Raw genomic sequence first — 23,018 nt, 5'->3', positions numbered from 1 at the left:
ATTACAGGGCTACGAGTGCAGTGCGGAGGCGATTCGGTCACCAATCTCGGTCGTACGCACTGGGGCATCACCGCGCGAGGACACGTCCTCGGCCACTGCCTCTTCCACGCGCACCGCATTCTCCTCGTCGCCACTATGACGCAGCAACATCGCCGCCGACAAGATTGCAGCAGTGGGGTCCGCAATCCCCTGCCCAGCAATATCCGGGGCTGAACCATGAACAGGCTCGAACATGGACGGATTCTTACCAGAGGCATCGATATTGCCGGAGGCTGCGAGACCGATGCCGCCGGTCACTGCACCAGCGAGGTCAGTAAGAATATCGCCAAAGAGGTTATCGGTCACAATGACGTCATAGCGGGCCGGGTCAGTAACCATGTAAATGGTCGCAGCATCGATGTGGTTGTAGTCCACAGCGACCTCGGGGTACTCGGCGGCAACCTCGTCGACGGTTCGCTGCCACAGCCCACCAGCATTGACCAACACGTTGGTTTTGTGGACAAGGGTAACGTGCTTGCGGCGTCCCATGGCGCGCTCAAAAGCATCGCGCACGACTCGTTCGACACCAAAGCGAGTGTTCTGGGACACCTCGGAAGCAACCTCATGCTCGGTTCCCTCACGCAGCGTGCCACCGTTGCCGCAGTAAAGTCCTTCGGTGCCCTCACGCACGACGACAAAATCTATCTCGCCTGGATTAGCCAGCGGCGAGGTCGATGTCGGGTACAACTTGGCGGGGCGCAGGTTAACGTGGTGGTCCAACGCGAAGCGCATCTTCAGCAACAATCCACGTTCTAGAATGCCCGGAGCAACCTCTCCTGGCGCGCCGATAGCACCAAGCAGGATGGCGTCGTGCTCGCGCAGGGAAGCCAGGTCATCCTCGGTGAGCAATTCCCCATTGCGCAGGTAGCGACGGGCGCCGAGGTCATAGTCTGTGACCTCAATGTCCGTACGTACAGCACGAAGTACCTTGAGTGCTTCTGCGGTTACCTCGGGTCCGATGCCGTCGCCGCCAATCACTGCCAGTTTCATATTGCGGGATTCCTTTCTCACATATTGGATAATTGTGAGAATACCACGTTCACCCCTCCCCGTAGGCCGAACCCAAGTATGCCCACCAGAAAGCAGCGAAGCCGCTCGCGCTGGCGAAGGTTTCCCCTCACAGTGAGCACGAACGGCCTTGGTGCATTGTTCCTTTAGGCGTCAAGATCAAGCTGGCGGCAGCTCGCACCCAGCGCAGCGTTGATTTCCTCAATGAGCTCCTCCGGAACCTCACGCTCAACACGCAGGATGAGGACAGCGTCATCAACTTCCTTACCCTGGGTGAGCGCAGCAGCCACGATGTTAATGCCGGCGGCACCCAGCTTGGTGCCTACGGTGCCCAGTGCGCCAGGAGCATCCTTATAGGAGAAGAAGAGGTTGCGGCCGGTTGCTCGCATATCCACGCCACGGCCGTTGATGCGAATAATCTTCTCCACACCATCGATGCCGGTCAGCGCACCAGTCAGCTGAGATACCTCACCGTCCGAGCCGATAATCTTCACCACGACGGAGGAGCGGTGCCCCTTCGACTCCACCTCAGTCCTCACATCAACACTCACGCCGCGGCTTTCCGCAATCTGCATCGCGTTCACAAAAGTCACTGTCTCCGAGACCACACCGGAGAACAAACCACGGACGGCAGACAGGCCGAGCGCGGAGACATCCTCGGTGGACAGCTCACCACAGGCCTCAACCTCAACAGCCACCGGAGCCGAGTGAAGCAGGTTGCCAGCGACGAGACCGAGCTTGCGAGCGAGATCCAACCAGCCGGCAACTTCCTCGCCCACCTTGCCGCCTTCTACGTTGACGGCATCCGCCACGAACTCACCGGCCAGAGCCTTGAGAACAGACGCAGCAACATCGGTACCGGCACGATCTTGGGCCTCAACAGTGGAAGCGCCCAGGTGCGGAGACACGGTGACCTGCGGAAGCTCGAAGAGCGGGGAATCCGTGCACGGCTCAGTAGCATAGACGTCAAAGCCGGCACCGCGGTGGTGGCCGGACTTAATGGACTCCGCAAGCGCCGCCTCATCGACAAGGCCACCGCGGGCAGCATTAATGATGATCTGACCCTTCTTAGCCTTGGACAGCAGCTCGGCATCGAACATTCCGGCAGTCTCCGGAGTCTTGGGCAGGTGAATGGTCACGAAATCAGAGCGGGACATGAGTTCTTCGAGGCCAACCAGCTCCACACCGAGTGCCGCCGCGCGAGCCGGGTTGGCGTAGGGATCGTGCGCGATAACCGTGGTCTCAAAAGCAAGGAGACGCTGCGCAAAGAGCTGACCGATGTGACCGAAGCCCACAATACCGATGGTTTTGCCGAAGATTTCCACGCCCTTGAAGGAGGAGCGCTTCCACTCACCCTGACGCAGAGACTGGTCTGCTACTGGAACCTGGCGCGCGGTGGCCAACAGCAGGGCGATGGCCTGCTCACAGGCCGAGTGAATATTAGAGGTCGGGGCATTCACTACCATAACGCCGCGTTCGGTGGCCGCAGGGATGTCAACATTGTCCAAGCCCACACCGGCGCGGCCGACGATCTTCAGCTTCTCGGCAGCAGACAAAACCTCAGCATCCACTGTTGTGGCAGAACGCACGAGGAGGGCGTCAGCTTCCGGAACTGCCGCGAGCAGCTCCTCACGATGAGGGCCGTCCACCCAGCGAACCTCAACACTGTCCCCCAAAGCAGATACGGTGGATTCTGCAAGCTTATCGGCGATAAGTACGACCGGCTTCGACATAACTTCCTTCACTAGGCTAACGAGTTGATGCCGTGAAGTGTAGTTTATTCTTTCCAGCCCTGAGCTATTTTATGCGTGAATTCTGTCACTGAACCGAATTCCGGTCCGAGCGCCACGATCGGCCCCTTTTCTAGCCCCGCCGTCATCGCCGCTCCGACCTTTGTTGCCGAAGGATCGGGATTCGGCATGACCATGACGGTACCACCGTAGGCATTAGCGTTGGCGACATTTGCCACAGGGCTATCGACGGTAGCGACGATCACCGGCGCCATCTGTGAATCGCGCCGGGCTTCTGCGGGGATGGCGGGCATCTTCTCCTTGGTGATGCGCTCGGGCAACGGCTCCCACGCTGCCTTAAGCTCAGTCTTCTCCGAAGAATTAAGGTGCGCCACGTTATCCACTATGCGGCTAGGATCCTTGACCACTTTAGAGGTGAAACGAAACGCCGTGTACTCCCCTAATGCCTTGGTATTACCGGGATCATGGATAACCTCCCGCAAGCCATACTGGCTAGCCCAAGGGACATCACCGACCACCACAATCTGGTCCACGCCCAAGTCCGTGGCCAGCTCAGAAATCTGCCCCCGAATCGACTCATCATACATCACCATAGGAATACGCTGAGACACACTCAGCGAGGCTGCGCGCAAGGCCGCAGCGTCAGTATTCTCCGCAACAATGAGAGCATTGGTCTGATTGAAAAAGAGCCGGGCAGATTCCACCCCCGACGGGTCGTCGAGAACGGCGACCACGTGATCAAATTTGGGATCGATAAGTCGCAGACGGTTTTCCTCACTCGCACGCTCGAGGTCAATCTCGGCATCGGGAACCGCAGTAATCTCTTGCGTCACAAGAGGCTCGCCGCGGCCCCAGGATGAACAGCCCGTTGCACCCACAGCAAGGCCTCCCACCGCGAGCACTGCCCATAAAGCGTTAGTGCGCAAAGGCCTGCGGGCCCTCCTCACCACCGGACAAGTTCGCTTCATCCACATCGCGCACCACAGACTTGTTGAGTGCATATTCGACGATGCCCACGAAGCGTTCGCGGCGATCCGCAAAGAACTGATGCGCGGTCGTCGAAGTCAGCAATGACGGTTGAAGGTCGTGTGAGCCCAGTACCGCATCAAACTCGGCATCTTCCATGATTGACTTGGACTGCACGCGCGGCAGATAGCGTTCCGGAGAGTGTCCATCAAGAACCACCTCTGTGCGTTTGCCCATGGGAGTGCGGTTGAGCACGGAATTCGCCAGCACCGGGCTCACACCGTGACGCTGGCACCACGAGAGCGGGAAAATGGGGAAGAATCCCGGCTTCAGTTCCTCGAACGTGCGGCGGTTGAAGGGCTGGCCAGTGCGCCAATCCTTAGCACCGCGGGCCATGAGCAGGGCATATAGGCCGTGCCACACGCCATCGTGTTCCCCGACCGACAACAGACGGGATTCACGGAAGGTAGCATCACGCACCGTCTTAGGTATCGCATCAGTCTCCCCTGCTACCCATGCGGTGACCTCATCGACGTCACGCGCGGCACGCAATTTCACCGCCGAGGAGCCATAGAGCTCACCAAACACGCCGCTCCAGAACCACTGGTTGAGTCGGTCCCTAGCATCCTGGCTGGCCAGAACGCCGCTGCTCTCGGCCAAGCGGGCAAGGATGACGGCAAGCGGAACAATTTGCTCGGAGTACGGAACTTGCTCAAGCGACAGGATGCAGCGCTCCGCCAAAAACTCTGCCACTTCCCGGAAGGTGCTAACGAGCGTTTCCGATGCCGCGCGGTAATCCGCAAGTGACAACTGCAGAATGTCCTCGCGCTGGCCTCCGGCATTGCCCTTCTTGCCCGAGACCAACAGGGACACGGCAGAGAGGAATTCGTTGCGGCCAATACCATCCAGAGCAGGGAAAGAACGCAGTTGCTTCTCGACGTCCGCCCACTCCTCCGCCAAGTGGAAGTCCGGATCCTCCGAGGCAAACACTGCGGTAAGCAGATCAAAGACATCCATCTGAAGACCGGCAGAGTTGACTTGGGCGAAGATTGAGCCGATACCGGCGCGGGCCGTTTCGCGGGAAAGACGGATCATCGGCACGGCGTAGCCCGACAACGGCCGCAGAATCCGGTTGTTGAAGGCCGCGACGACATCGCGGTTTGTGCCGTTGTTCGCAGCGGCCAGCTCGAAGAGCATGCTGGTGCCTTCTTCGCTGAGCAGAGCCGAGACCGGGATGCAGCACGCGTTGATGGCAGCATCGCGATCTGACAGGGAGCCTTCAATTTCCGGGGCAAAATGGGAGCGCAGCTCGCCATGCCGGTTAACGGCGAACACGGCCTCATCCGGCATGATGTCTTCGCTCGTTGCTTTTCGCAGGTCCACGTAGAACTTGCGGGAAACCTTCTTGGAACGGAAATCCGTGGTGTCCACGCAGCCCTCGCCCCGGAAACAGTGATAGAGAGAGGTGAGGCGCTGCTGACCGTCAAGAAGCAGCAGACCTGGATTTACCCCAGTGTCCGGCGCACCAGCCAGTACACGGGGACGGAAGCGCATGGTCTCGTTACGAGTGTCCAACGCGAGGAAGGCACCAAGCGGATAACCGCGCAGCACGGTCACGATGAGAGAGCGGATGCGGTCTTCATCCCAGGAGTATGCGCGCTGGAAATCCGGAAGCTGGATATCCCCGCGGTCGATGCGAGCGAAGAGGTCAGAGAGGTCATAGCTTGGCGTAGAAAAACCCATGGCTCCGAGCCTACTAGCAGATGTGGGAACGTGCCCGTTTAAGAGCGATGTGTGCTGCGTTACCAAACATGTGAAACTCCCTCCAGCCACGCCAGCTAGAGGGAGTCTTCAGGTTGATGACTTACGCAGTCGCATCCAGCGGGTTCTTAACCCAGCTCATGAGGTCTCGCAGCTGGGAACCAGTCTGCTCGATCGGGTGGTTGTTGACCTTCTCGCGCAGCTCCTCAAGTTCCTTGTTGCCGCCTTCAACGTTGGCCACCAAGCGCTTGACAAAGGTGCCGTCCTGAATGTCGGTGAGGACATCCTTCATGCGCTCCTTGACGGACTCATCGATAACGCGCGGGCCGGAGAGGTAGCCACCGAACTCAGCGGTATCGGAGCAGGAGTAGTTCATGTTCTTGATGCCGCCTTCAACGATGAGGTCGACGATGAGCTTCAGCTCGTGGCACACCTCAAAGTAGGCCATTTCCGGCTCATAGCCGGCTTCAGTCAACACCTCGAAGCCATTCATGATGAGGTATTCCACGCCACCGCACAGGACGGCCTGCTCACCAAAGAGGTCGGTCTCGGTTTCATCCTTGAAGGTGGTCGGGATGACGCCGGCACGGGCACCGCCGATGGCGGCCGCGTAGGACAGGGTCAGCTCGCGGCCCTCACCTTTCGGGTCCTGCTCGGTGGCGATTAGACACGGAACGCCCTTGCCGTCGACGAACTGACGGCGAACCAGGTGGCCCGGCCCCTTGGGAGCGACCATGCCGATGGTGATGTTCTCAGCAGGCTTGATCAGGTCGAAGTGGATATTGAGGCCGTGACCGAAGAACAGGGCGTTGCCGTCCTCCAGGTTCGGCTCGATGTCCTCGGTGAAGATGGCTGCCTGGGAGGTATCAGGAGCCAGCAGCATGATGACGTCGGCCCACTTGGCAGCCTCCGCGTTGGTGAAGACCTGGAAACCGGCCTCCTCTGCCTTCTCGCGGGACTTGGAGCCTTCGCGCAGGCCGATGGCAACCTCAACGCCGGAGTCACGCAGGTTCATTGCGTGGGCGTGGCCCTGGGAGCCGTATCCGATAACGGCAACCTTACGACCTTGGATGATGCTCAGGTCGGCGTCAGATTCGTAGAGAGTTTCAATAGCCATGATGGGTGTTCCTTTGCTTGTATGGTAAATCGTTCTACTGAATTTGTATCACAGTTTGGGACGCTACGTCCACATTGTGAGATTTTATTTTGAAGGTGCCATCGCCTTCGGGCCACGAGCCAGCGCCACGTGACCAGACTGAACCAGTTCGCGGATGCCGAAGGGCTCGAGGACGTCGAGAAGCGCTCGCAGCTTGCCCGGTGTACCTGTAGCCTCAACGACCACGGACTCCGGCGCCACGTCCACAATGCGGGCGCGGAAGATGTTCACAGCGTCGACCACCTGCGGCCGGTTGGTGTTATCGGCCGCTACCTTGACCAACATGATGGCCCGCGCGATGGTGCTCTCCTCTTCGAGCTCCACCACCTTGAGCACAGGCACGATCTTGTTGAGCTGTTTGGTCACCTGCTCAGTGATCACCTCGGAAGCGTCGACCACGATAGTGAGGCGGTTAATGCCTTCGGTCTCAGTTTTGGCGGACACCAAGGAGATCAGGTTGTAGCCGCGGCGGGTAAACATGCCGGTGACGCGGGAGATGATGCCCTCAATATCCTCGACAAGCACGGACAGGGTGTGGCGAGTGATGTCGTCTTTAGCCATGGTTCTTAGGCCTCCTCGAGAGATTCGTGGATTTCGGCCGGTTCCTCGGCCGCGGACTCGTTGTCATCGAATAGCGGGCGCAGGCCCAACGCGTACTGGATTTCCTCGTTCGAGGCGCCGCCGCCAATCATCGGCCACACCTGAGCGTCATGCCCCACAATGAAGTCAATAACCACCGGGCGGTCATTGATTTCCCGCGCGCGTTCGATGGCCGGGACAATCTCCTCCTCTGAGGTCACGCGAATAGACTCGCATCCCAGCGCCTCGCTGAGCTTCACAAAGTCCGGCACGTACTCATCATGCTCACGCAGCTTCGTATGGGAGTACTTGTTGTCATAGAAGAGCGTCTGCCATTGGCGCACCATGCCCAAGTTGCCATTGTTAATGACGGCCACCTTAATGGGGAATCCTTCCACCGCGGCCGTCGTGAGCTCCTGATTGGTCATCTGGAAGCATCCATCACCATCAATCGCCCACACCTCGTGCTCCGGCATGGCTGCCTTGGCGCCGAGCGCCGCGGGGACGGCGTAGCCCATCGTGCCGGCACCGCCCGAGTTGATCCAGCTACGCGGGTGCTCAAAGTCGAGGAATTGTGCCGACCACATCTGGTGCTGCCCCACACCAGCACAGTAGATTGCCTCAGGCCCGACAATGTCACTGAGCTTCTCAATGACATGTTGCGGATTGAGCAGGCCATCGGGAGTGGGCTCGAAACCACGCGGAAAGCGGCGCTGCATGTCAGTGAGGTAGTCCATCCACGCGCCAATGTTAGGCGCGGAGATCTCGGTGTCGTTCTCATAGGCCTTGGTCAGACGCAGAAGAACCTCGCGGGCATCACCCACAATCGGGATGGAGACCTCGCGAATTTTACCCACCTCTGCCGGGTCAATATCGGCGTGGATAACCTCCGCATTCGGCGCGAAAGTAGAGGTATCACCAGTGACGCGGTCATCGAAACGCGCGCCGATCGCGATGATGAGGTCTGCGCGCTGCAGGGCAGCCACCGCCGGAACCGAACCGTGCATTCCCGGCATACCCATGTGTTGCGGGTGCGAATCCGGAAAGGATCCCAGGGCCATGAGGGTGGTGACCACGGGGATGCCGGTCAGCTCAGCAAACTCACGCAACTCGCGCGCTGCATTCGCCTTGATAACGCCACCGCCTATGTACAGCACCGGCTTCTCGGCGCGGGCAATGCGCTTGACCGCCTGAGTAATTTGGCGCGGGTGCGGGGTGGTGTTGGGCTTGTAGCCCGGCAGGTCCATCATCTCCGGACCGGTGTAGTCCATGTAGGCGTTTTGCACGTCCTTCGGAATATCCACGAGGACTGGGCCAGGGCGGCCGGTTGAAGCCAAGTGGAAAGCAGCGGAGATGGCGGCCGGAATGTCTGCGGCATCCGTGACGATGAAGTTGTGCTTAGTAATTGGCATCGTGATGCCGCGGATATCGGCCTCTTGGAAGGCATCGGTACCCAGTAGGGAGCTGCCCACCTGGCCGGTAATGGCTACAACGGGGACGGAGTCCAGGTTGGCGTCAGCAAGCGGCGTCACCAAGTTGGTCGCACCCGGCCCGGAGGTGGCGATCATGACGCCGACCTTGCCAGAGGCCTGCGCATAGCCCTCAGCGGCGTGGCCCGCGCCCTGCTCGTGGCGGGTGAGCACGTGGCGCAGCTTCGTCGATTCAAACAGTGCGTCATACAGCGGAAGCACGGCGCCGCCCGGAATGCCGAAGACGAGGTCAGTACCAAGATCTTCAAGAGTTCGGACGATGGCGTGTGCGCCCGTGATGCGCTCGGGCGCCTGGTGTGGCGGAGTGGAAGCTGTCACGGTGGGTGTGCTCCTTCTATGGGGTGGATATCGGAGAGACCATTTCTTACGACTAACGCCCCCGTCTGTCCTTCGTGGGTGTGAAGGTAGCGGGGGCGCGTGTAGGTCAACGTCACTGTGGACTCGTTACGGCTCGCGCCGCCCGGGTACTACGAGGTGAAGTCGAATAATGATCATGGAATAAACTGTACACTGATAGAAAAGCACACGCTGGCCTTTACCCCCATTTTTGGGATCTTTTTCTCATTTTGCGAGATTTCACAGGTGGGGCGGTTCGCCACGGCACCCCACAGTCAATTACGATGGCCCACTATGACGTCCTCACACCCGCAGAACGCATCCCTCCGCGCCGACCACTCCCCGGCCGAAACGTTCAAGCCCACCCGCGAACACCTCCTCGGAATTGGGCTCCTCGCCGCCATCGCGCTGCTCAGCATCGGCTGGGCGCCGAAGTACCTCTTCTGGATCCTCATCTTCCCAGCACTGGGCATCTGGTGGGTCCTTCGTTCCCGCACCACCGTGGACGCCGCAGGCATCCACACCACCTACGGTTTCCGCGGCCCGAAGGACATTGTGTGGAACGACTTTAAAGGAATTGGCTTCCAGCGCTCCCGCGCTTTTGCCCGCACCGCAGGCGGCGACAACGTCAACCTCCCTGGCGTGACATTCAACTCCCTTCCCCGTCTGGCTAAATCCTCACAGGGACGCATCCCCGATGCACTCACCGCTGGACGCGACGCCGCCGATGACAAGGTGGTCATTGTCCACCGCGACGGCCAGCAAGTCCTCCTCTCCAAGGAGGAATACGCCGCATACCTCGATAAACACCCCGAACTGAAGGACTAAACATGTACCCGCTGCGCTCTAAAGTCACCACTGTCGGCCGCCAAGCGTCCGGCGCCCGCGCTCTCTGGCGGGCTACCGGCACTAAAGAGAACGAGTTCGGCAAGCCCATCGTGGCCATCGCCAACTCTTATACCCAGTTTGTGCCTGGGCACGTGCACTTGAAGAACGTCGGTGACATCGTCGCTGATGCCGTGCGCGAAGCCGGCGGCGTGCCGAAGGAATTCAACACCATTGCCGTGGATGATGGCATCGCGATGGGTCACAGCGGCATGCTCTATTCCCTCCCCTCGCGCGAGATCATCTCCGATTCCATCGAGTACATGGTCAACGCGCATACTGCCGACGCCCTCGTGTGCATCTCCAACTGCGACAAGATCACCCCAGGCATGCTCAACGCGGCCCTGCGCCTCAACATCCCCACCATCTTCGTCTCCGGCGGCCCAATGGAAGCCGGTAAGGCCGTTGTCGTCGATGGCGTGGCTCATGCACCGACGGATCTGATTACGGCCATCACGGCGTCGGCAAGCGATGCCGTCTCCGATGAGGGCCTCGCACAGGTAGAAGAATCTGCCTGTCCCACCTGCGGTTCCTGCTCCGGAATGTTTACGGCCAACTCCATGAACTGCCTCACTGAGGCACTCGGCTTGGCCCTGCCGGGAAACGGAACCACGCTGGCCACCCACGCTTTCCGCCGTCGCCTCTTCGAGGACGCCGGACGCACCATCGTGGCCATGTGCCAGCGCTACTACGGCGAAGAGAATGACGCGGTCCTCCCGCGCTCCATCGCCACGAAGGAAGCCTTCACGAACGCCATGGCGTTGGATATGGCCATGGGCGGTTCCACGAACACCATCCTCCACACCCTTGCCGCCGCGCAGGAGGGCGAAGTGGACTTCACCTTGGAGGACATCAACGAGATTTCCTACCGCGTGCCCTGCCTGTCCAAGGTGGCCCCCAACGGCACCTATCACATCGAGGACGTGCATCGCGCCGGCGGCATCCCCGCCATCCTGGGCGAACTGCGCCGCGCCGGCCACGTGAACATGAAAGTCCACACCGCGCTCTATGACAATGCCGAGCAGTGGCTCGATGATTGGGATATCCGCGGCGGCAAGGCAACCGACGCTGCCCGCGAGCTCTTCTTCGCGGCCCCCGGCGGCGTGCGCACCACCGAGCCTTTCTCCCAGTCCAACCGCTGGGATGAACTCGACACGGATGCTACCAATGGCTGCATCCACGACGCTGAGCATGCTTTCTCCTCCGATGGAGGCCTCGTTGTCCTGCGCGGCAACCTAGCCCCCAACGGCGCCATCGTGAAGGCCGCGGGAGTGGAAGAGGAACTGTGGACCTTCACCGGCCCTGCCCGCGTCGTGGAATCACAGGAAGAAGCCGTGTCCATCATCCTCAAAAAAGAAGTCCAGCCCGGCGATGTCATCGTCATCCGCTACGAGGGCCCTGCCGGTGGACCGGGCATGCAGGAGATGCTGCACCCAACGTCCTTCCTCAAGGGTTCCGGCCTAGGCAAGGCCTGCGCCTTGATTACGGATGGGCGCTTCTCCGGCGGCACCTCTGGCCTGTCCATCGGCCACATTTCCCCGGAAGCCGCTCACGGCGGTCTCATCGGCCTCGTAGAAAATGGCGATCCCATCACCATCAACATTCGCGAGCGTCAGCTCACCCTCGACGTGGACGACGACGTCCTTGAACGCCGCTGCGCCGCCGAGGAGCAGCGCGAGAAGCCATGGACACCGAAGGACCGTACACGCCCAGTTACCAAGGCGCTGCGTGCCTACGCCAACATGGCAACCTCAGCTGACCGCGGTGCAGTGCGCGTCGTGGATGGCCACGTCCAGTAGGCCATCCCGGCCATAATAAGCGGCAGCGTCACCCAGGCCAAGGACGAGCGCCAGCGGATAATAGCTTCCGCTGGTGCCCACAAGTCTTCGGGCGGCGCAGCACTGGCAACAAGGCACCACCACACCACGACGATGAGCAGGGTCCGCGCTGGGCTGCCGGGGATAACGACCGTAGCTATCAATGGCAGCAGCCAAATGCAGTAATAGCCCTGCATGAGCCCAGTAGTCATGAGAACTCCGGCGAAAAGAACACCGAGCGAGCAGTACACCCACACCACCGGTTGCTCGCGCTTGTAGCGCCACAGTGCCACCAACGCTAGCCCCACCACGACGAGGAAAGCCACGGTTGCGCCTGTGATGGCTCCTTCCGACCAGCCCAGCTGCCGGCCCACGCCTTCGATGGAACCATTGTTATAGTCGCGGGCCTGCCCCAGGTAGGGCAGCAAACGGTTGAGGTAATCCTGCGGTTGGGACATTGTCAACCACCCAGCGGCGAAGACCCCCACCATGAACACTCCGGCCACGACGAGCACGGTGATATGGCCGGATAGCAGCGATACAACACCCAACGCCAGAAATTGTGGCTTGATGGTCATGGCCACGCCCAGAATAACGCCTGCTGCGACCGCCTCCCAGGACTTCAGGCTGGCACGCCAACCGCGTGCCAGCAGCTTGATGGTTAACAGCGCAAAAAGCACCTGCAAGAGGAAGAGGAAGCCGTTGATATTGGTCAGGCTCAGCGTGCTCTTTACTGGCTCGTCGAAAGTGCAAGCTACGATGACCAGCACGGCGAAGACACGGCCCCGATAACGCGCCGCAACGGAGGCAGCCAGCAGCCATAGCGCAATGAAGATGGAGGCCGCGCCCAACCACATCATGATGGTGCGTGCGATGTCCCGGCCGGGCAGCCAGCCGATTGGGCCGAGAAGAAATGTTGCCCCAGGTGAGTACAGGTAGTGGGGATCGAGCGTGGAGTAGTCCTCATCGTAGACCGGCCGGCCATGGACGTACTTGTCCACGGCGTTCCAGATGGGGTCAAAATCGGATCCCGTGGTCCCAGCTGGGGACCACACTACGGCAGCAAATACCATAACGCCGGCGACACAATAGAGCATCCGGACTGCCGGGACACGCCAATCAGGGTCAGAGGCCGGGGGAAGCAGGTTCTTCAACAGGTTCATCGCTAGGTAGCGTACCACCGTACATTTGGTGCTCTAGCTCGTCACTCAGCATGGCTGCGAACATGTTGGTGAGATGCGAAGAATCGCGGTAAACCATCACGTTGCCGATAACGCCGGGGCAACGGTCTGGACCACACATGGCGTTTGTGAGGTCAAGGTGAGTGACATCCAATCCAGCCAGTGTGTTCACGGCAGGATTCTCAGGCAGCAGTGAGTCGTCTCGCTCCACGCCACAATCAAGCAGAGGATCACCTGCAACGTATCCGCGCGCGGCCACGCAGTCACGCACATCTAAAGGGCCTGCCGGAGTGTGTGGCCAGGGAGTGTCGCGCAAACCCCACACTGGCATGCCTGCACCGTTGAGGCGCTCGACCACCGTACGCAGGCCCTCGGGAGTCTGCTCGGGCCCCATGGTTCCTGGCGCTGGCTGGGTAGAAATGAGGAAGGCGCCTTCCGTCGCTGGATTGGCCTCCATGTAGTCCAGAGCAGCCTCGCTCCAGACGGCGCACTCTGGGTAATCGTGCCCATCGGAACGCTTAGGCTCACCGCCTGGGAAGCAGCCCATCTTCACCATCGGAATGATTCGAATCCCCTGTTCACGGCCCACAATATCCAGGGCCGGCAGCATCTGGTCCGCGTGTGAATTTCCAAACAGGTACATCGTGCGAGCGGAATTTACGTCACCGTAAGCGCACAGCGTGTCCTCGGTGTTCCACTGTCGCGTCAGGATCGGCTCCTCATGTTCATAAAGCGCTGTGCACCCATCGGTATGCGTGGTCGGGTAAAAAGACTCGATCGGATTGCGTGCGCTCGGCACAGGATCCCGCGGAGGGACTTCAACGCTCTTCAAGAGAGCATCGGGGCCTGGGTAGTCAAGAATGTCGCTCTCGCTCACGCTCGCGGTGGAATCTGATACCGCAGGAGGCTGTGCCCATGCGGCCAGCGCTACAGCTGCTACAGTCAGCGCCGCGATGCCTGCCGACGCCCTCTTTTCCGTACCTACTAACCGCCCTGGCAGCCAAGAGCGCTCTCCGGGCTTAGCTTTCTGCCGAGTGGGTACCTCCACAAAGCGCAGTGTGAGCCAGGCAAGCACCACCGAGAGGATAATGACGCCCGTGCCCGCCAAAAGTCCACGAGTCGTGCCGACGGCAGCGAGAATGCCCATACCGTCACGGTTGGACTCTCCCCCGCTGAGTAGATAGGTCACCAACACCAGCAATGGCCAGTGCCACAGGTAGAGACTGTAAGAAATACGCCCTAAGAATTGGAAAGGTGCGGTGGTCAGAACCCGTCCGAGGCGGGAGGAGGGTCCCGCGACGATAACGAGAGCCGCCCCCGCAAGCGGCATCAACGTTGCAGGGCCGGGAAACTGCTGTGCGCCATCCATGACCATGCCGGTGGCCAGGATGAGTGCTAGGCCAACAAGGCTCCAGTCAGTCCGCCGGTGACCAGCCCCAGCAGCCCCGGCCATGCGGTGGGTTCCGGGCTGCGTCAGCCACAGCCCCAGCAACCCGCCAAGACCAATCTCCCAGAAACGGCTGAGCGGCGAATAATAGTTTGTGCCTTGGTCAACACCATGCAGGTAAATCGCGTACAAGAAGCTGGCCAGCGTAGCAATTCCCAGCCCCCAAGGGGCGACGCGTGAATTGATGCCCTGGACATCACCACCGTGGCCCCCACACAGCCGGTACACGCCTGCGCACAGGAAAATGACCAGTAGGGATCCTAGATAGATTTGCAGCTGGGCCGACATGGACCACAGGTGTTGATACGTGCTTACGTCCTGGCCGATGGCCGCGTAATCTTGCCCGGCAGCCGAGAGCGCGAAGTTCTGGACATAGGCTAACGAGCTCAGCGCTTCTCTGCCTTCCCTTCCCCACCGCGTTGGCGGGAAGACAAGGAGAGCCAGCGCTAATGTGACAGTGACAGTGACCACGAGTGCCGGAAAGAGTCGACGCAGCATCCGAATGACCACTTGAACTGGGGTTAGCCCCTGAGGGTTGAATGCGTTGCGGATTTGGGGGCCGAAGAAGAAGACACCGCCGATAAGAAGGAAGACGTCAACGCCCGCTGAGACCTTGCCCACGAAGACGTGGAAGAACACGACCAGCGCGATGGCCAAGCCGCGCAGGCCGTCGATGTCTGTACGATAGGTCGATGATTTCGGCATAGACCCTAAAGCCTAGGACATGTGGGCTCTAAAACCGTCATCGGCCATGATGCGCGGGACCGCTGACGCATCGAGGACTGCGTTCACATTCGGTCCCCAGCCAAGTCCTTGAGCGCCGCCAGGTGACCGTCGAAAGCAGCTTTACCTTCTTCCGTGAGCGCAACCCACACCGAGTCTTTGGCACGGCTAGCACCGTATTCCCGAAAGCGGGTCACATAGCCGGCCTGTTCTAGAGCCCCCAATTGCTTGGACAAGGTGGCGTCCGAGAGCTCCGTACGGTCACGCAGCACGGCAAATTTCATCTCACGGTTAACTTCACCGCCCTGCGTGGCCCCGAAGGCGTTGAGCGTGGCACAGATTTTAAAGCGGTTGAGCGGGTGGATAGCCGGATCAAGTCCGCTCATCGCGGCATCCGATCCATCGCGCGGGTGTGCAGCGTCCAAAAGGCCGCCGCGGCACACAGAACACCCGCGATACACGAGGCAACAACGTGTCCTTCGACGAAGGGAGTGAAGAGCGTCGGCAGAATCATAAAACCTACGCCCGCAAAGTAGCGCCAGCTGACACTCCGGCCAGCATTCGGATCCACCTTCTGCCGCATCGAATCCCGCACCCCTGAGCGGTAAAAGAAGGCCAGCCCCACCAGGAGGCCAACAACGAGAAGAAGCCCGCCCACGAGAACAAGCGGGTGGACATCGACCTGAATCCACATGTAGGCGAACCAGGCGCCGTAGGCCGCAGCCACGAGCAGGCTCACCCAGATGGGCGGCCGCTTCGCTGCGGCCGCCTGCTGTTGTTCCTCAAACGCTAATGCGTCCTGAATATCCTGGTCCACCATGTGCTGTCTTCACCCTTCCACGTCTTGTTTTCCATTACGGAAATCAACTTACTTTACGCAATGGAAAACAACAAGGTGGGTGCGTGGACGTGTTTAGTTCAGCGGATTAACACCGGCGCCAAACCACCAAATGGCAACGAGCGCTGCGACGCCAATAATCACAAACACCCAGGAAGTCGCCAACGGACGGCGCGTCCAGGAGCGGTTGAAGTCGAGGGAGATAAAGCCCGGGCCAGTGAACTGCAGGGCTACTGCGATGACAAAAAGGACAAGACCCAGCCAGACACTCTCGTTCCACGCAAAGACATCGAGGCCATCACCGGAAGCATTAAGACCGTGAATCGCGTCAAAGCCGGTCACGATGAGGCCGAACATGGCCGCCAGCGGGGTCACGAGGCCAAGCAGGAGGAAGGCACCAGCGATAAGCTGAACCGTCGGAACCCCGATGGCCAGCGCTGCTGCCATGGCGTACTCGCCGTACTCGCTCTCCAGTCCCGCCAGCCCCTCGTTGCCGCCGAGCTTGAAGAAAGTGGAGGCACCTGCCACAAGCAGGTAGATGCTTAGAGCCAAGCGCACAAACAGAAGGCCAAAGTCCATGGTGCCGCGGCGTGCCGGCTTCGGCTCCTCTGTTGTCTCGGTGGCATCGTGCTCAACGTCCGAGTCGGCGACAGCAACAGTGCTCGGAACCTCGTCGTGCGTAGCCGCCTCCGGCATCGCAGTAGCCTCAGCGGTGGCCTCTGCCCGCGGGAACGCGGTGGTCTCGGCATTCGTCGAATCTACTGCCGCGGTGCGGTCCGCAGCAGCGCTGTCGAAAGACAGGGAATCCGAAGACTGGCTCTCAAAAGCCTCAGTCCTAGCATCAGCACCAGGTTCGGTGGCGGGAGTGGTAGAAGAAGTGGTGGCAGTCTCAGCAGGCTTAGGTTTAATCACCTTTGGCTCCGCGCGCCCAGCGCGCTGAAAAAGACGGCTCTTCTTGGGCTCAGGCTTGCCTTCAGCTGCAGATTCTACGGCAGCCTCGCTCGCCTTCACAGAATTGGAGCCAGTCCCAGAAGTGGAATTAGAGCCGGTGTAGGTGGGAATATCGTCATCAATGCCGAATGCTTTATCTGGAGTCTTATCGCTCATGCCTCCAACTTAAGCCAGTATGGCGAGCTTATGGTGCATTCTCGTCGGCGCGGCGCGAAGCTAAAACCGCACGACCAGCGGCAAGAACATCTCCGGTAAGGTCCGCCAACACCTCAGATTCCAGACGCCAGCGCTGCCAGTAGAGGTCGATGTCGAGGGGGAAGTCGTCGAGAAGCACTAGCGCCCCTGAGTTCAACAAAGGTTGTGCCTGCAAGCGCGGCACGAGCCCCCAGCCCAGCCCATAGCGCACGGCCTCAACATAGGACTCTGACGAGGGAATCTGCGACACCCGGGCCCGCAGAACTCGGGAGTCAATGAAGCGCTCGCGCATCGCATCATCGAGGGTCGCATCATTCGGACCAAAGCCAACGATGGGCAGGGTATCCCAGTCCTCGAAACTCTCCGCCAGGCTGGGCGCGGCCACCGCAAAATACCGCATCGTCCCCAGGTACGTTGACTCGCAGCCTGACACCGGAGTCTGCTCACGGGTCACCGCACCCAAAACATCGCCTCGTCGCAGCATAGCCAACGTGCGCGCCTCATCCTCAATACGAATGCGCAAGGCAGCCTCTCCACGCGCGGCGGTCTTTTGAATCACGGGTTGGAACCACGTGGCGAGTGAATCAGAGTTGATAGCCACGGTCAACGGCACACGCGCAAGCCTTGCTGTGAGGCGGGCATCAGCCTCTGCCTGAACAAGCGCCATACGCCTCGCCGCCTGGGCCACAATCTCCCCTGCCTCGGTCACGGTCACGGGATTGCCGCGGCGCAAAAGGATACGCCCGGTGGAGACCTCAAGGGCTTTGATGCGCTGACTGACGGCCGAGGGTGTGATTCCTAGCACACTTGCGGCGGCCTCAAAAGAGCCTTCGTCAACAATGGCCAGCAGAGTTTCGGTGTGGAGCGGGTTCATGAAGCTATTTTAAACCAACTGTAGAACACTTAACTGGACTTCATATGCGTTTCCCCGCACACTTAATGCCATGTCAGTAGTGCTCGCAGGATTTGCGCTGGGATTGTCCCTCATCATCGCCATCGGACCGCAGAACGCCTACATCATCAAGATGGGCATCAAACGGGATCATGTTGGCGCGATTCTGCTGGCCTGCCTGCTTTCCGACGTCATCCTCATCAACGCCGGAACCGCCGGCGTGGGCTACCTTGTCGAGCGCTTCCCCACTGCGCTGACCGTGGTGAAATACCTCGGCGCGGCTTACCTCATCTACTTCGGATTCACCTGTTTCCGTGATGCGTTTAAGAAAGAACAGGAAGCGCTGGTCGTTCACAAGAGCGAGCCCGTTGCCGCCTCAGTAGAAGCCAACGGTGGAGACTCCACAGCTCCGGGCGGCTCCGTGCTGACAAAGATCCGCCCCCGGATGCGCTCAACGTCGTGGGTCAAGCCGGTCATGGGCGCAATGGCCCTGACCTGGCTCAATCCCCTGGCCTATGTCGATGCCCTCGTGATGCTCGGCGGTATTGCTAACCAGTACGGCGATCAGCGCTGGATCTTTGCCGCAGGCGCTGTCCTTGCTAGTGCCGTCTGGTTCCCCTCCCTCGGCTTCGGCGCCTACAAGCTGTCCCACGTACTGGCGAAGCCGATGACGTGGCGCATAGTCAACATCGTCATCGGCTTCGTCATGCTGGGGCTTACCGCCAAGCTGCTACTGCACTAATTCTTGGCAGCCTCATCGTCCTCAGTGGGGTCGCCCACGGCGCCGGTTTCCTCGACCCACGCCTTGATTTCTTCCTCGCTGCGGTCTTGCTCCACGGCGTCGCGCTCGGTGTAGTAGGAGTGATCGTTACGGTTTTCCTCCCACTCCTCTTTGTCGAAGTCCACGTCGTCATCGGAGTGCAGCTCCTCGACGACCTCCGAAACGAGGTCCTCGAATAGAGCCTCATCGTCCACATTGGAATCAGCAATCTGCTGGCCGATTTCGTCGTCATAGCGCTCGGCATCATAATCAGTGTCCGGGTGCAGCTTCAGATGCAGCAGCGCACGGATGCGCTCGCGGCGCAGCCCCTCATCCTTGATGGTGCTCAGCGTACGCAACCAGCCAATAACCAGGATGACCACGAGGACGATGCCCATGTAGCCCAGCACCGGGTAAACGTACTGCATGAGGGACTTGAATCCCGCGAAAGAAACCGCGAAACCGGCAAGGCAGCCAGCGATGAAAATGATGCGGTACTTAGACTCATTGCCCGAAGACAAACGCTTGCCCAGCGCATAGAACATGCCGATGGCCGTGTTGAAAATCATCAGGTAGATGATGATGGCCATGATGACGCCGAGCGTCGGGTGAATATTGTCCACCAGGGTCAGCATCGGGATGTCAGAACCCGCAACGTCCTCCGCGTTCATGAGCAGGGTGAATCCCGCGATACCCATGAGCAGCGCGTAGACGGCACCACCCACGATGCCACCGAGGCCCGCCTCACGTGGAGAGATGTTATCGCCACCAATAACCAGGGACATGGACACTGCGAGGATGAGAGCCAAACCGTTGTAGTTGAGGGCGGAGACCAGCCAGTTGGAGATCGGGGACTCTACTGCAGCAGAAGCATCGATGGCAGCGGAAACATCAGCCGGCATGTGCATCAGCGTGTAGCCGCCGGCAAACAAAACGGCGATGATGATAGTCGGCGTCAGCATGCCGATGACCTGCGAGACCTTATCCACATCCAGCATGCCGGCCACGAGAACCATGACGAGCATGATGAGCGAGCCGATCCACGCGGGCCAACCAAACTGCTGCTGCAAGTTGGATCCGGCACCAGCGAGCATGACGAAGCCCACGGCGAACAGGGTGAGAATCACCGCAATATCGAGAATGCGCGAAATAAACGGGTGAGTAATGTTACGGAACACTTGGTTGTGCTCATTGGCGTGGAAGTAGCTTCCCAGCTGCAGAAACACAGTTCCGGCCAGAGTCATCACGAGGCCGGCAACAACAATGCCCCAGATACCGTTGATTCCGAAGGACGTAAAGTACTGGACAACCTCCTGGCCTGTAGCGAAGCCCGCTCCCACGAGCAGGCCGATAAAGGACAGGGCAATGCCCACGACGTTTTTGTACGACACGTTTTCCTATCTTCTTATCTAGTTCTTGAGGGAATAAAAACGCGCCATACCTCCCGTCAGAAGTATGGCGAAGGACTAATCCCACGGTACGCGGGTCAGATAAGAAAGCCAGTATCCGGCAACCGAGATTTTGCTCCAATTTACTTTCATGCATGAGCAAAGTCACCGCAGCCGTAGGCATAGGTCACACCAGGGCTGCCTGTCTTAGTGGTCGGCGAAAGTTGCTGTGTCAATAACGAAGCGGAACTTCACATCGCCGGCTACAACTCGCTCGTAAGCGTCATCAACCTCATCGACGCCGACCTTTTCAATGACCGCACCGAGGTTGTGCTCAGCGCAGAAATCAAGCATCTCCTGAGTTTCTGCGATACCACCGATGTTGTTACCGGTCAGAACCTTGCCGCCGCCGACGATGCTGCGCAGACGCAGCGGAAGCGCCTCCGGCGGAAGGCCGACGACGGACATGATGCCGCGCGGCTTGAGCATGCCCAAGTAGGCCTCGAGATCGTACTCAGCAGAGATGGTCGACAGAATCAGATCAAACTCGCCGCGATGGTTCTTGAAGAAGTCCTCTTCCTCCGTGGTTGCCAAAGTTCGGGACGCACCCAGCTCCTTCGCTTCTTCGGCCTTGCGGGAGGTGCGGGAAATGACGGTGACGTCCACCCCCTTGGCGGCTGCGATCTGCACACCCATGTGGCCGAGGCCACCGAGTCCCACGATGGCCACCTTCTGGCCCTCCTTGACATCCCAGCGAGCCAGCGGGGAGTACGTCGTGATGCCTGCGCACAACAGCGGTGCGGCCACGTCGAAATCAAGGGCATCCGGGATGGAAAGAACGAAGTTCTCGTTAACGACAACCTTCTCGGCATAGCCACCCTGGGTAATGGTGCCGTCGACGTCCTTGGAGTTGTAGGTACCGACGTTGCCGTTGAGGCAGTTCTGCTCCATACCGGCCTGGCACTGTTCACACTCACCACAGGAGTTCACCAAACAGCCAACGCCTACGCGGTCGCCGACCTTAAACTTAGTGACGTCCGCGCCCACGGCGGACACCACACCAGCAATCTCGTGACCGACGGTGAGCGGAAAGTGCGCCTCTCCCCACTCATTGCGAATGGTGTGAATATCGGAGTGGCAGATACCGGCCGCCTTGATGTCGATGACGACGTCATCGGCGCGGGGGTCGCGGCGCTCAATCGTTACGACCTTGAAAGGCTCAGTGGGTCCGGTTTTCTGCAGTACTTTCGCTTGAATAGTCATGGCGACCACGGTACTCCGTGGCCGCCTGACCTCGCATAACGGAAACTACTCCCAATTAGGAGAGCTTCTTTGCGATGAGCTTGTTCACCTGGCCCGGGTCAGCCTTTCCCTGGGTAGCCTTCATTACGGCACCAACGATGGCACCGGTGACCTTCTTGTTGCCGGCCTTGTACTTCTCCACGATGTCTGGGTTGGCTGCAAGCGCGTCATCAACTGCTTTCTCAATGGCGCCGTCATCGCGAACAACCTCGAGTCCGCGCTTGGCGACGACCTCATCGACGTCACCCTCACCTTCCAGTACGCCATCCACGGCTTGGCGCGCCAGCTTGGTGGTGAGCTTGCCCTCCTTGACCAACTCGACCACGCGGGCAACCTGTGCTGGGGTAATGCTCAGAGAGTTAAGCTCCACACCGGACTCGTTAGCCTTGCCCGTCAGGTAGGACACCCACCAGGAGCGAGCCTCGTCCGGAGTAGTGCCGGCCTCGACGGTCTCAATGATGAGGTCAAGCGCACCAGCGTTGACCAGGTCACGCATCTCCTCATCCTTAAGGCCCCACTCCTCCTGGATGCGGGCGCGGCGAATCCACGGCATCTCCGGTAGGGTCTCACGAATCTCCTCGACCCACTCGCGGGACACAATCACCGGTGGAAGATCCGGGTCGTTGAAGTAGCGGTAGTCTTCCGCGGTCTCCTTCGGGCGCCCCTTCGAGGTGGAGCCGTCCGTTTCCTGGTAGTGGCGGGTTTCCTGGACGATCGAGCCGCCATCGACAAGCACCTGCGCCTGGCGTTGCATCTCAAAACGCACGGCCTGCTCTACCGAGCGCAACGAGTTGATGTTCTTGGTCTCCGTGCGGGTACCAAACTCCTCCTGTCCCACCGGACGCAGGGAAAGGTTAGAGTCCACACGCATTGAGCCCTGATCCATGCGGGCATCGGACACGCCCAGCGCCGCAACAAGCTCACGCAGCGCGGATACGTAGGCGCGGGCAACCTCAGGCGCACGCTCGCCCGCACCAATGATCGGCTTCGTCACAATCTCAATGAGCGGAATGCCCGCGCGGTTGCAGTCCACGAGCGAGGAGGTGGCACCGTGGATGCGACCATCCGCACCGCCCAGGTGCGTCAGTTTGCCGGTGTCCTCCTCCATATGTGCGCGCTCAATCTCAACGCGCCACTCGGTACCGTCATCGAGGACGACGTCCAGGTATCCGTCGTACGCAATCGGCTCATCGTACTGGGAAATCTGGTAGTTCTTCGGCTGGTCCGGGTAGAAGTAGTTCTTGCGGGCGAAGCGCGAAGACTCCGCAATGGAGCAGTTCAGCGCAAGGCCAATCTTGATGGCTCCTTCTACACCCTTGGAGTTGACGACGGGCAGGGCTCCCGGCAGGCCGAGAGAGACCGGATCAACATTGGAGTTGGGGGCTGCGTTGAAGTTGGTGGGCGACGTGGAGAACATCTTGGTCTCCGTGTTGAGCTCCACGTGGACTTCCATGCCCATAACGGGCTCGAACTTTTCTAGGACCTCGTCATAATCCATCAGGTCATACATCGCAGCAGTCATGCGTGCCATCTTAGTATGTCAGCACGACTCC

19 protein-coding genes are annotated in these 23,018 nt (G+C 59.8%); 3 read left to right on the top strand and 16 right to left on the bottom strand.

Annotated elements, in window-relative coordinates; all coding sequences use genetic code 11:
- Positions 1–9: 9 nt before the first annotated feature.
- From CSING_RS06020 to CSING_RS05990, 7 genes are all read right to left on the bottom strand, one after another.
- Positions 10–1,029: a 3-isopropylmalate dehydrogenase gene (locus CSING_RS06020; protein WP_042530605.1), complete on the bottom strand. Its 1,020-nt coding sequence runs from the start codon at positions 1,027–1,029 to the stop codon at positions 10–12.
- 164 nt (positions 1,030–1,193) lie between these two features.
- On the bottom strand, positions 1,194–2,780 hold the full coding sequence (serA, locus tag CSING_RS06015; protein ID WP_042530603.1) for a phosphoglycerate dehydrogenase: 1,587 nt from the start codon (positions 2,778–2,780) through the stop codon (positions 1,194–1,196).
- 44 nt (positions 2,781–2,824) lie between these two features.
- Positions 2,825–3,724, bottom strand: a complete 900-nt coding sequence (locus CSING_RS06010; RefSeq protein WP_236684054.1) for a hypothetical protein — start codon at positions 3,722–3,724, stop codon at positions 2,825–2,827.
- A complete protein-coding gene (locus tag CSING_RS06005) occupies positions 3,714–5,507 on the bottom strand; it encodes a GmrSD restriction endonuclease domain-containing protein (RefSeq protein ID WP_042530601.1) in 1,794 nt (597 codons plus the stop codon). Before CSING_RS06005 ends, CSING_RS06010 begins: the two co-directional genes overlap by 11 nt.
- Positions 5,508–5,628: 121 nt before the next feature.
- On the bottom strand, positions 5,629–6,642 hold the full coding sequence (gene ilvC / locus CSING_RS06000; protein ID WP_042530599.1) for a ketol-acid reductoisomerase: 1,014 nt from the start codon (positions 6,640–6,642) through the stop codon (positions 5,629–5,631).
- An 84-nt stretch (positions 6,643–6,726) separates the two neighbouring features.
- A complete protein-coding gene (gene ilvN, locus CSING_RS05995) occupies positions 6,727–7,242 on the bottom strand; it encodes an acetolactate synthase small subunit (RefSeq protein ID WP_042530597.1) in 516 nt (171 codons plus the stop codon).
- Between the two features lie 5 nt (positions 7,243–7,247).
- On the bottom strand, positions 7,248–9,068 hold the full coding sequence (locus tag CSING_RS05990; RefSeq protein ID WP_042530595.1) for an acetolactate synthase large subunit: 1,821 nt from the start codon (positions 9,066–9,068) through the stop codon (positions 7,248–7,250).
- Positions 9,069–9,380: 312 nt separating this feature from the next.
- Here CSING_RS05990 and CSING_RS05985 point away from each other — a divergent pair, with 312 nt between their 5' ends.
- Positions 9,381–9,914 carry a PH domain-containing protein gene (locus tag CSING_RS05985; protein WP_042530594.1) on the top strand — a complete coding sequence of 178 codons (534 nt, stop codon included), beginning with the start codon at positions 9,381–9,383 and terminating at the stop codon, positions 9,912–9,914.
- 2 nt (positions 9,915–9,916) lie between these two features.
- The gene (gene ilvD, locus CSING_RS05980) at positions 9,917–11,770 is read left to right on the top strand and encodes a dihydroxy-acid dehydratase (RefSeq protein ID WP_042530592.1); all 1,854 of its coding nucleotides are present in this window, start codon (positions 9,917–9,919) and stop codon (positions 11,768–11,770) included.
- Here the strand turns inward: ilvD and CSING_RS05975 are convergent.
- The 6 genes from CSING_RS05975 to CSING_RS05950 all read right to left on the bottom strand — a co-directional run bounded on the left by CSING_RS05975 (position 11,704) and on the right by CSING_RS05950 (position 17,997).
- The gene (locus tag CSING_RS05975) at positions 11,704–12,951 is read right to left on the bottom strand and encodes a glycosyltransferase family 87 protein (RefSeq protein ID WP_052471392.1); all 1,248 of its coding nucleotides are present in this window, start codon (positions 12,949–12,951) and stop codon (positions 11,704–11,706) included. The genes ilvD and CSING_RS05975 overlap by 67 nt on opposite strands.
- Positions 12,914–15,121, bottom strand: coding sequence for an acyltransferase family protein (locus CSING_RS05970; protein ID WP_042530590.1), 2,208 nt, complete (start codon positions 15,119–15,121; stop codon positions 12,914–12,916). The genes CSING_RS05975 and CSING_RS05970 overlap by 38 nt, the downstream gene beginning before the upstream one ends.
- A gap of 83 nt (positions 15,122–15,204) precedes the next feature.
- On the bottom strand, positions 15,205–15,525 hold the full coding sequence (locus CSING_RS05965) for a transcriptional regulator (RefSeq protein ID WP_042530587.1): 321 nt from the start codon (positions 15,523–15,525) through the stop codon (positions 15,205–15,207).
- Positions 15,522–15,959, bottom strand: a complete 438-nt coding sequence (locus CSING_RS05960; RefSeq protein WP_042530585.1) for a hypothetical protein — start codon at positions 15,957–15,959, stop codon at positions 15,522–15,524. Before CSING_RS05960 ends, CSING_RS05965 begins: the two co-directional genes overlap by 4 nt.
- Positions 15,960–16,052: 93 nt before the next feature.
- A complete protein-coding gene (locus CSING_RS05955) occupies positions 16,053–17,084 on the bottom strand; it encodes a DoxX family protein (RefSeq protein WP_042530584.1) in 1,032 nt (343 codons plus the stop codon).
- Positions 17,085–17,112: 28 nt separating this feature from the next.
- Positions 17,113–17,997, bottom strand: a complete 885-nt coding sequence (locus CSING_RS05950; protein ID WP_042530582.1) for a LysR family transcriptional regulator ArgP — start codon at positions 17,995–17,997, stop codon at positions 17,113–17,115.
- Positions 17,998–18,067: 70 nt separating this feature from the next.
- Here CSING_RS05950 and CSING_RS05945 point away from each other — a divergent pair, with 70 nt between their 5' ends.
- On the top strand, positions 18,068–18,757 hold the full coding sequence (locus CSING_RS05945) for a LysE/ArgO family amino acid transporter (protein WP_042530580.1): 690 nt from the start codon (positions 18,068–18,070) through the stop codon (positions 18,755–18,757).
- On the opposite strand, the gene CSING_RS05940 is transcribed toward CSING_RS05945, so the two are convergent.
- The 3 genes from CSING_RS05940 to gatB form a co-directional block, all read right to left on the bottom strand.
- On the bottom strand, positions 18,754–20,166 hold the full coding sequence (locus CSING_RS05940; RefSeq protein WP_042530578.1) for a YkvI family membrane protein: 1,413 nt from the start codon (positions 20,164–20,166) through the stop codon (positions 18,754–18,756). The genes CSING_RS05945 and CSING_RS05940 overlap by 4 nt on opposite strands.
- 204 nt (positions 20,167–20,370) lie before the next feature.
- Positions 20,371–21,426, bottom strand: coding sequence for an NAD(P)-dependent alcohol dehydrogenase (locus tag CSING_RS05935; protein WP_042530576.1), 1,056 nt, complete (start codon positions 21,424–21,426; stop codon positions 20,371–20,373).
- 55 nt (positions 21,427–21,481) lie between these two features.
- Positions 21,482–22,987 (bottom strand): Asp-tRNA(Asn)/Glu-tRNA(Gln) amidotransferase subunit GatB, encoded by a 1,506-nt coding sequence (gatB, locus tag CSING_RS05930; protein ID WP_042530574.1) that lies wholly within the window; start codon positions 22,985–22,987, stop codon positions 21,482–21,484.
- Positions 22,988–23,018: the final 31 nt, after the last annotated feature.

The organism is Corynebacterium singulare (genome assembly GCF_000833575.1).
GTDB classification, from domain to species: Bacteria; Actinomycetota; Actinomycetes; order Mycobacteriales; family Mycobacteriaceae; genus Corynebacterium; species Corynebacterium singulare.
The sequence above is the reverse complement of the archived record's forward strand: the minus strand, read 5'-3'. Positions and strand labels throughout refer to the sequence as shown.

Coding starts and splice junctions, on each gene's coding strand:
- CSING_RS06020 (WP_042530605.1), bottom strand. CDS start 1,029: ATGAAACTGGCAGTGATTGGCGGCGACGGCATCGGACCCGAGGTAACC.
- serA (WP_042530603.1), bottom strand. CDS start 2,780: ATGTCGAAGCCGGTCGTACTTATCGCCGATAAGCTTGCAGAATCCACC.
- CSING_RS06005 (WP_042530601.1), bottom strand. CDS start 5,507: ATGGGTTTTTCTACGCCAAGCTATGACCTCTCTGACCTCTTCGCTCGC.
- ilvC (WP_042530599.1), bottom strand. CDS start 6,642: ATGGCTATTGAAACTCTCTACGAATCTGACGCCGACCTGAGCATCATC.
- ilvN (WP_042530597.1), bottom strand. CDS start 7,242: ATGGCTAAAGACGACATCACTCGCCACACCCTGTCCGTGCTTGTCGAG.
- CSING_RS05985 (WP_042530594.1), top strand. CDS start 9,381: ATGACGTCCTCACACCCGCAGAACGCATCCCTCCGCGCCGACCACTCC.
- ilvD (WP_042530592.1), top strand. CDS start 9,917: ATGTACCCGCTGCGCTCTAAAGTCACCACTGTCGGCCGCCAAGCGTCC.
- CSING_RS05975 (WP_052471392.1), bottom strand. CDS start 12,951: ATGAACCTGTTGAAGAACCTGCTTCCCCCGGCCTCTGACCCTGATTGG.
- CSING_RS05970 (WP_042530590.1), bottom strand. CDS start 15,121: ATGCCGAAATCATCGACCTATCGTACAGACATCGACGGCCTGCGCGGC.
- CSING_RS05965 (WP_042530587.1), bottom strand. CDS start 15,525: ATGAGCGGACTTGATCCGGCTATCCACCCGCTCAACCGCTTTAAAATC.
- CSING_RS05960 (WP_042530585.1), bottom strand. CDS start 15,959: ATGGTGGACCAGGATATTCAGGACGCATTAGCGTTTGAGGAACAACAG.
- CSING_RS05955 (WP_042530584.1), bottom strand. CDS start 17,084: ATGAGCGATAAGACTCCAGATAAAGCATTCGGCATTGATGACGATATT.
- CSING_RS05950 (WP_042530582.1), bottom strand. CDS start 17,997: ATGAACCCGCTCCACACCGAAACTCTGCTGGCCATTGTTGACGAAGGC.
- CSING_RS05945 (WP_042530580.1), top strand. CDS start 18,068: ATGTCAGTAGTGCTCGCAGGATTTGCGCTGGGATTGTCCCTCATCATC.
- CSING_RS05935 (WP_042530576.1), bottom strand. CDS start 21,426: ATGACTATTCAAGCGAAAGTACTGCAGAAAACCGGACCCACTGAGCCT.
- gatB (WP_042530574.1), bottom strand. CDS start 22,987: ATGACTGCTGCGATGTATGACCTGATGGATTATGACGAGGTCCTAGAA.